Origin of the sequence: Mesorhizobium sp. WSM4312 (assembly GCF_002294875.1) — a bacterium.
Lineage (GTDB): Bacteria > Pseudomonadota > Alphaproteobacteria > Rhizobiales > Rhizobiaceae > Mesorhizobium.
Map to the genome: position 1 here is coordinate 271,443 of NZ_NSFU01000012.1, position 8,421 is coordinate 279,863.

Annotated in this window: 8 protein-coding genes; all 8 read right to left on the bottom strand. The window is 59.5% G+C overall.

Going from position 1 to position 8,421, the window contains the following annotated elements; all coding sequences use genetic code 11:
* Positions 1-7 precede the first annotated feature (7 nt).
* The gene (locus CK228_RS22060) at positions 8-382 is read right to left on the bottom strand and encodes an Hpt domain-containing protein (RefSeq protein ID WP_095789202.1); all 375 of its coding nucleotides are present in this window, start codon (positions 380-382) and stop codon (positions 8-10) included.
* 70 nt (positions 383-452) lie between these two features.
* On the bottom strand, positions 453-1,070 hold the full coding sequence (locus CK228_RS22065; RefSeq protein WP_245318376.1) for a DNA ligase: 618 nt from the start codon (positions 1,068-1,070) through the stop codon (positions 453-455).
* A 200-nt stretch (positions 1,071-1,270) separates the two neighbouring features.
* Positions 1,271-1,609 carry a hypothetical protein gene (locus tag CK228_RS22070; RefSeq protein ID WP_095775874.1) on the bottom strand — a complete coding sequence of 113 codons (339 nt, stop codon included), beginning with the start codon at positions 1,607-1,609 and terminating at the stop codon, positions 1,271-1,273.
* 17 nt (positions 1,610-1,626) lie between these two features.
* The gene (locus tag CK228_RS22075) at positions 1,627-2,187 is read right to left on the bottom strand and encodes an ATP-binding protein (protein ID WP_179296002.1); all 561 of its coding nucleotides are present in this window, start codon (positions 2,185-2,187) and stop codon (positions 1,627-1,629) included.
* Between the two features lie 3 nt (positions 2,188-2,190).
* Entirely contained in the window at positions 2,191-4,557 is a 2,367-nt protein-coding gene (locus CK228_RS22080) for a SpoIIE family protein phosphatase (protein ID WP_095789221.1), read from the bottom strand.
* Positions 4,554-5,732: a class I SAM-dependent methyltransferase gene (locus tag CK228_RS22085; RefSeq protein WP_095789203.1), complete on the bottom strand. Its 1,179-nt coding sequence runs from the start codon at positions 5,730-5,732 to the stop codon at positions 4,554-4,556. The genes CK228_RS22080 and CK228_RS22085 overlap by 4 nt, the downstream gene beginning before the upstream one ends.
* Positions 5,729-6,250, bottom strand: a complete 522-nt coding sequence (locus CK228_RS22090) for a ubiquinone biosynthesis methyltransferase UbiE (protein ID WP_095775921.1) — start codon at positions 6,248-6,250, stop codon at positions 5,729-5,731. The genes CK228_RS22085 and CK228_RS22090 overlap by 4 nt, the downstream gene beginning before the upstream one ends.
* 160 nt (positions 6,251-6,410) lie before the next feature.
* A complete protein-coding gene (locus CK228_RS22095; protein WP_095775872.1) occupies positions 6,411-8,060 on the bottom strand; it encodes a bifunctional diguanylate cyclase/phosphodiesterase in 1,650 nt (549 codons plus the stop codon).
* Positions 8,061-8,421 lie beyond the last annotated feature (361 nt).

The window sequence follows — 8,421 nt, forward strand, 5'->3', positions numbered from 1 at the left end:
GCCCGCTTCATTTCAGCGTTTGCTCAATCTCCGCGATGAGCGCATCGAGCGCGGCTTGGGCGGCGGCTCCTTCATCCGGCTGTTCGATTAGCAGCGTTTCCAGCGCCGACGCCCGCGCGCCGATATCCGGAAAGCCGAATGTCCCCGCCGCACCCGCCAGCGAGTGCGCTATCCTGACCAGCGGACCGCCCGCCCCGCGGGGCAAAGGACCGCCCTCACATGCGATGACCTTCAGCTGCCCGAGCTGATCGGCGCATCGGGCAAGGAAGCGTTGCCGCAAGGGGGCGAAAGGATCGTTTGAGATGGGGTGGTGCTCCAGCGGGATGTCGAAAGTATTCAAGCAGAAAGCGGCGTAGGTTTGAACTGCTTGCTTCTCGCGCACGACCTCCTGCTCGAGGACATTGCTGGTGCCGGCGCTGAGGCCGCGGTTGCGCCAGAAGCGTCGTCGATGCTCAGAAATCGGCTTCCTCGAAGTATTTGGCCTTCAACCATGTGTTCGATGGTCCGCTCGTGTAGCTGCTGTCGGCGCGCTTCGAGATGATGCTCTTGAGCCCCACATTCTCGATGGCGCGAAAGATCGCTGGCGCACTGCTCTCGAAATGCTCGCTGTACTGGATCTTGCCGAGGCCGTGCTCAACCAGTTGCCATAGCGCCTGCTTGCGCTGCAGCAGGGGCAAGGAGACTAGATTGCGACCGTCCAGATGGAGGATGTCGAACGCGACGAACGCGAGCCGGTTCGGTTCGTTCCAGATCGCGGCTTCCAGCGAAGGGTAATCGTGAGCGCTCTGCTCGTCTGGCACAATGACATCGCCGTCGATAATGGCGGCCCGGCATGGCAGCTCGACAGCCAGCGCGATGGGCCAATATTTGGTGGTCCAGTCACGGCCGTTCTTGCTGTAAAGGCGCACGCTGCCTTTATCGATGATGATCTGCGTGCGGTAGCCATCGAGATTGACCTCGTGAACCCATCCCTCGTCTCGGGGCGGCTCCTCGACACGAGTCGGGATCTGCGGCGGAATGAACTCCAGCCGGCCGCCGGTCACCTTGGCACGCTTACTCAATGACGCCACCTTTGATCGCGCAGCGGCGGCTAATCGGCACAGGCAGCCCGACATCCCCCCAACATGGACGCCTGCCGCCTGTGCCGAGCCCCCGCCGGGCAATTGCCAGCATCTGCGCACCAGGCCGAATTGTCGTTACCTTCGCATCCAAATACTTGTCATGGAGTACATATCTCACTCGGTGCGTCGTAGGCTGATTTCGGGCGACCTTAGTCCATCAAAAGCACCAGGGCGGGATGCAGCTTCTTCAGGTTCGGCAATGATTTCGATTGCCAGGGTATGTCGGGCGTTCCACGCACGACGAGCCGAACATCGGGATGTTTGCGCACCTCGATGGTGAATTTCGCCAGCAGGTTGATGCCGGAAGAGTTGAGAAAGTGAAGGTCCTTCAGATTGAGCGTAATGGAAGCGGGATTCGAGGCAAGGACGCTGGTCGCCAAAGCCGTGATGGGCGCACCGGCCTCGGAACTCGCGAGCCGCATGGCGCCGTCGAAAAAAATATCGCTTCCTTCAATCCACACGCGGTAGTCGTCTGTCTTGATTTCCATGGCCTGGTTCGTTTCTTCTAGTTGTGCGTTTGCGAGATCGGAATGGAGGCGTATGTCTCCAGGCAAATCCGATCGCTTTCGTCGGTCGGGCTGAATATCCAGGCCAGGCGTGCGCCATAGTCGCTCATCAACGTCAGCAATCCGAGTCCGGAGCCTGACACGTCGGGGTTCGCGGCATTCGCTTCAATTCGCTGTATCAGCAGGTCCCTGGGGTCGCCAACCGTGATGTCCGCCAGGAGGCTTTGGAACCCGGACGCGTTTTCACCGTCGACGTCATTCGACACCTTGATCTTGAAGCACTCCGAATCCATCGACGTCTCGATCACGATCTCACCCGGCGCGCGGAACTTGACGGCATTTTCGATGAGCTCGTTGACCAGATATCCGATGGAGTGCCGCACTTCTCTGTAGTCATTGCGGGACGCCTGAAAGCGCAAAGCGAAAAGATCGGCGATGAAGTCCGACGTCGTGGCACAATGACGCCAGCTCAAGTCGAGAGGTCCGTCGAACAGCCGCACGCGACTGACGCTTTCCATCATCCCGATTGCAATGTCAGGGGTCCCGAACAGCGTTGTCATTGCCTAGGTGTGCCTTATGATCACGAGGGTGATGTCGTCGTGGATCTTCTGGATTCCGATATGGGCCATCAGATCCTCGACGATCCCGGTTTTGATTTCCTCGGCGCTCCCGCCCTGACGTTTTCGTGCGCTCTGGCAGAGGCGCTCGAACCCGAACAGCCTTTTGTCCTGATCCTCCGCCTCGGTCACACCATCGGTGTGCAGCACGATCACGTCGCCACTCTCGAACGGGATGTCACGCGTGTCGATGAACTTCGAGATGTCATTCTCAAGGCCAACCGGCAGACCCAGATCAAGCGTATCGATGCGTTCGACTTCCCCGTCAGCGCGCACGATGAGCACGTCCTCATGCTGACCGGATAGCGTTACGCGCTCATCCTCGAAGTCGAGGAAGGCCAGCGAGAGATGCTTATCGGTCTTCGTCCGCTCGATGTTCTTGTAGATCGCTCTGTTCAGCCGGTCCAGGAACTGGTGCGGATTCCGCTCGTTGGTCTCCTGCAGCGCGCGTGCAACGGATTGGACCATCAGCATCAAAACGCCGCTTTCGAGACCATGACCGGTCACGTCGCCGATGCCGATCTTGACCCGTGACCCATTCTGCAGGACGTCGTAGTAGTCACCGCCGACCTCGTCGGCCGGCCGCATGTAGGCTGCGATCTCCAGTCCCGGAATCGCTTCGAGTTCGAATGGTTTCGGCAGGACCATCATCTGGATCTGCCTGGCAACCGCGAGCTCGGCGCCGAGGCGGACGTTCTCGTCCCGTAGCTTTTCGTTGAGTGCGGAAATCTCCTGATTGGCGTCCCCGAGCTCCCTGGTGCGTTCGTCGACGAGTTGCTCGAGGTTTTCGGTGTGAAAGCTGATCTGCTCAGCCATCCGGTTGAAAGCGATCCCCGCCGCTCCAACTTCGTCACGCGTCGGAATGCTCACGCGGACTGAATAGTCCTTGGTCTGGAGCCGCTGGGCGGCACCGGCAAGCGCCCTGAGGCCGGCGGTGATCCGCTTCGAAATTCCGAGCACAGCCGCGAAAACAATCAGAAGCGAAACGATGATCGCACCGATCTGAAAGAGCAGGATACGATTGGTTGCGCGCGAAATACTCTCCTGCGCCGCGAACAAGGACGCATAGATCTCCCGTTCGGGGACGACGATCCCGACCGACATCGTTTCGGACTTGATCGGTCCCGAACTCCACAGATTGGTCGGCTTCAATCTCTTGAGGACGACGATGTAGGGTACGCGCTCGCCCTTGTTGTCGAGCATGATATGCTGAATGACGCCGTCATTGTTCTGGTCGAGAGGCAGTGACGCGATTGCCGGCTGCACACTTCCCCGCAAGGACCTCTCCAGGCCGGTGACGCCCTGCGTGCCCGCGTCGTTCGATGAAGTCAGGCCGATGATCGCCTGGCCCGACGGATTGATCGCCACCACGTTGCCAGTCGACATCGTGAGGAAGCCGAACCCGGTTTCGGCGATCTTCACCCTTTCGACGACTTCCGCGAGCTGGTCGAGAGTGATGTCTGCTCCCGCCGTACCGGCGATACCGGAGCGCTCGCGCGTCCACAGCGGCTGGAAAAAGCTGACGATCAGCTTTCCCGTGATTGCATCGGTGTAAGGCGCAGTCTGGGTAATGTCGTCAGGGACCGGACGCGACGCCGGATCCCTGGCCCACTGCTGCCATGACCCATAGATCCCCGGAAAAAAGAACTCCCAGAATTCCGACTTGTTGTGGCCTGGATAGAGCCGGTCGAAGGTCTGTGCCTGGTTCGTATACGGCACTGTCCTGAAGATCGGCCGTTCTTTTGGACCAATATAGTACATCTGCAGTTTGGACGACCCGCTGGCCATGAGAGTTGGCGCGACGAGATCGATCACGGTGCTGTCGTCTATTTCCTTCTGAACGCCCGGCAGCGGAGTGTGGTCGGCACCCAGCAGGTAGCCCCAAACGCTTACCACCGAAGGCGCGCCCGGCAGATTCTGCGCCCAATCGCCCCGCGCGTCGTAGACGACCTTCACGGAGCCGGGCGCCTCATGCGACAGCGTCGCTCCAACCTGTTGCTGCCTCGTCGGATCGTCGATCTGGGCCTGCAGCACGCCGGCCAGCGCCTTGACGTCCCCATGAACCCGATCGAGCAGCAGGTCGACGCTCAACGCCGTCGATTCGGCATAGGATCGAATGTATTCCTGGTTTGCGGTCGTCAGGCCCTCACCGACTTCCGATGTGGCATCGCGCGACAGCTTCTGAACGTTCCAAAGCGCCAGGCCACCGCTCAGCAGGAGGTCGAACAATACGGCGCCGCCAACGACCAATACGAATTTTGCCCGAAAGGAGCGCAGGCCGAAGCGCGGGGCGGGCTCATTGTCGGCTTTCATTGCGGCCGTCGCCCCGATGCGACCCAGATCGGCCAACCCGCGTAACCCTTGGGGTGGAGCGCTGCGAAAATGTGGTCCTGGAAGCCCTGCCGGAACCGTGCGACGAACTCTGGTCCGTCGCCGCGTCTGGTCGCCATCTCGCCCGCATAGACATCCGCCCAGGCCGCAATGATATCAGCGAAATCCTGCGGATCGCCGTCCAGGTTAGTGACCATGAAGGTCTCGACACGGATGTCTTCGAATCCGGCTTCCATGAGATAGCGCCGGCTCTTGGGCCCAAGCTCGACGTCCATCTCGAAATGCCCGAACAGCTTCGCCACCTCGTTGTAGGTCCAGCGAATGCTTTCGGCGCGCGGCTCGCCGAGGCAATGCGAATTCTTCTCGTTGGTGATGTAGACCCGACCGCCCGGCTTGCATACGCGGTAGAGCTCCTTGAGGATGAGTTCAGGCCGATTGAAGATCTGAAGGGAATGCCGGCAGGTCACCAGGTCGAACTGCGCTTCGTCGAGCAGCATCTCGGACGCATCGCCATAGGTATATTCGATGCCCCGGATATCGAACTCCCGCATCACCTGTCGAGCATAATCCAGGCTCGATTTGGAGTGGTCGAGGGCGACGATCCGCGCTGGCTGGAATTCCTTCTGCACGAGCACGGCGAAATCACCGATCCCGCAACAGATGTCGGCCATGACGATCCCCTGCCTCATGCCGTGTCGGGGCAAGATTGCGCGCTCGTGGCGCCAGGTCATCTTTGTCTGTGAGCGCAGGATAGGTACGAATCCGCCCTCCTCGAGGAAGCCCTGTCCCGGATAGAATTCGCTGTCATATTCCTCGATCGTTATGTTCGGTTCGATTCCGCTCAAGCGACCGAATTTTCGCGAGGTCCATCCGACGACGCTTGACGTGATGACCACGAATTTGAGATCGGGTCGAGCGCGGCAAGCGTCAATGATGATCCTTGAAAAGGCATGAAATGCAGCGTTATTCATCTGCGTGAGACGTCTGACATTGACGTAGAGAACGCCGCGCACGCGGTCGATCGCGCCACGAAGCAATGCTATGCTGGGCCCAAGCTCATCGATCGCCTGAGGCCGGACCACTCCCGATATGGAGAACTCCTGGTTGTTGGCGTCGTATTGCGCCTTGAAGCGTGGGAGAAGGTCGTAAGGGCTCAATGTCGCAGGCCCTCGAGCGGAAGATCCACGACGAGCCTGATAGCATTCCCGTCGGCTTCCTCGACCCTGAGTATCGCATTGTAGTCGACAGCCAGTTCCAGGAGCACGATCTCCCGACTGGGCGCAAGATCCCCGGACACGGAATTGAGGTAGCGCTCCCTGGCCTCGGTTCCCGTGGCTTGCGACATGGCTTCTTCGTAGAATTGGCGCTCCTCCGGGACACAGGGGAATGTCAACTCGATCCTGTCCGTCGCGCCATGGCGGGACACCCTACATGCCAGCTCGCCGTCGCCATGGCGGCTACGAAACGCGACTTCCAGCAATTCGTTGAAGGCAGAGGAAAAGAGATTTGAATGCCGGACCGAGTCGGACCTGTTTTGACTGATCATCCGGGCCATGTATGTCGAGACATAATCGCAGTGTCTCCATGCGGAGACGAACGTTTTGATTTCCATCTCGATCTGGATCATGGGCGCAAAAGTCGGCTCGCCAGCCAGCTCATGATGAACAGGTTCCATCGGCATCCTCCCCTTGTTCCATCAGTACTGAGCCCCGCGGCGAAAATTTCGCCGCGCGCCGTGATTAAGTCACTCTTGCACCGACTCGATGAATTGCGCGGTATCCGCCTCGATCGCTTCCACAAATCTCCACTTCAAGGTTAACAAAGGGTGCAAGGCGCTAAACCGCCCGATTTGCTTCCTCCATCGTTCGTACCACCCTCAACGGGGACCGTCTGATGAAATTGCCGGTTGCCTCGGCTCCGAGCGGCCGTCCCAGGAAATTACCTTGCAGGCTATCGCAATTCTCCTTGATCAGCCACCGGGCCTGTGCCGACGTCTCGACTCCCTCGGCTGTGACGCTTATTCCCAGGCCGTGCGCCAGATTTATGATCGATCGCACGATTGTTTGGCTTTTGAGATCGGTATCCAGGTCGGCAATGAAGTACTGATCTATCTTCAATGTGTCGAAAGGAAAGTTCTTTAGGTAGCTCAACGAAGAATAGTATGTTCCAAAATCGTCGAGCGATATTCGTATTCCCAAGACGTTCAGGGTATTTAACGTGTCGATATTGTCGATCGTCTTCTCGAGGAGGACCGTCTCGGTTATCTCGAGTTCAAGCCGGTCTGCTCGGATTCCAACCGCATCGATGATCTGAGCGACTGTATCCGTCAGCGAACCGCTAAGGAACTGGGCCGGCGACAGGTTCACTGCGACTGTCAGCGAGGAGGGCCACGTCAACGCCTGGCGACAGGCTTCCTCGAGCACCCATCGTCCGATCTCGTCCATCAGGCCGTCGGCCTCGGCGATCGGTATGAACACGCTGGGTGGAATGATCCCGATCTCCGGGTGCCGCCACCGGAGCAGCGCTTCGAAACCGGTCACCGACGCGGGAGACCGAATGAGCGGCTGATACTCCAGATAAAGTTCGTCCCGTTCCAGCGCGGTTCGAAGCCTGCGCCTCAGATTCTCGCGCTGCTCGAGCAAGAGCAGCATCGAACGGTTGAACGTTCGAGCGCAGCCGCGGCCATCCGTCTTGGCTGCGTAAAGAGCAATGTCGGCGGCTTTCATCAGCTGCTCGCCATCGGTCCCGTGCTCCGGCCCGAAAGCAATTCCGATACTCGAGCCGACGAAGACGGAAATGCCGTTGATGACGAACGGCTCCTTGAACGCGTCGACCAGCGATCCCGCAAGGCGCTCGGCTTCCGCGGGCTGGTCCTTTCCCAGTTGGATGACGGCGAATTCATCGCCGGCATACCGGTACGCGGATTCGCCGTCCTGCAGCGCGTCGCGGATACGACCCGCCGCGAGCTGGAGAAGCGTGTCGCCCGCTCCATGGCCGAGCGTGTCGTTGACCGCTTTGAAATCGTCGAGGTCGATTTGCAGCAGGGCAGCCTTGGGTTTTGCTCCGCCGGCGGCCGCCAGTGCAAGTTGCAGCCGGTCGCCGAATCGCCGGCGGTTCTGCAGCCCGGTCAGCACGTCGTGCGTCGCCTGGTGGAGCAGAGTTACATGCTCTTGCTCCTCCGCGGCGCTCCGCCCGCCGCGCCCCCTTGATTCGATGATTCCCACGCCATTCGCAGTGCCGAAGACGAAAACGGATCGGGGCGCTTTGCCCGGTGATCCCGGCAGGTCGATGTTTGCCGGGGTGCCGCCCTGGAACACCCGAAGAAATTCGTCGCGAAACCTCGAATCGAGGAAGCTCGGGTAGATCTCCCAGATGGCAGCGCCGGGCGCCACGGCGCCTCCATACATGCCTTTGAGCACAGCCGCGTGGTGCGTCAGTTGGAAGTCGCGGTCATAGAACGACAAAAGTTCGGTCGTGTTCGCCAAAAGGTCGGCGAGAAGCCCTTCGCCGGCACGAGGACCATCGCTCGAGGAAGGCCCCTCACTCTCTGTGCCGACGCCTGATGCCTCTGGGTACAAGAGCCACCTCCATAGGCAATGCGAATCCACATCCCCCAGTCCAGAAATAGCATAACTGTCAAGCTTGGCAAAGTTTCAACTCGCAGTCCTAACAAGTTCCTCATGCGGCTTAGTTGCAATGCATGCTCCGCTGTGATTGGCGGCGATAACGATGAACAGTCCGGTTGGTTAATAAATCGGGAATTGGCTATATGATTGATGACGTGGTGGACGCAGCACGAAATATTCTGGTCCATGAGGCGGCGTGGCCTTCCCCGCCCCTGTCTTG

What these genes read in the sequence shown, in the direction of transcription:
- CK228_RS22070 (WP_095775874.1), bottom strand. Translation starts at nt 1,609, where the DNA reads ATGGAAATCAAGACAGACGACTACCGCGTGTGGATTGAAGGAAGCGAT.
- CK228_RS22075 (WP_179296002.1), bottom strand. Translation starts at nt 2,187, where the DNA reads ATGACAACGCTGTTCGGGACCCCTGACATTGCAATCGGGATGATGGAA.
- CK228_RS22080 (WP_095789221.1), bottom strand. Translation starts at nt 4,557, where the DNA reads ATGAAAGCCGACAATGAGCCCGCCCCGCGCTTCGGCCTGCGCTCCTTT.
- CK228_RS22090 (WP_095775921.1), bottom strand. Translation starts at nt 6,250, where the DNA reads ATGGAACCTGTTCATCATGAGCTGGCTGGCGAGCCGACTTTTGCGCCC.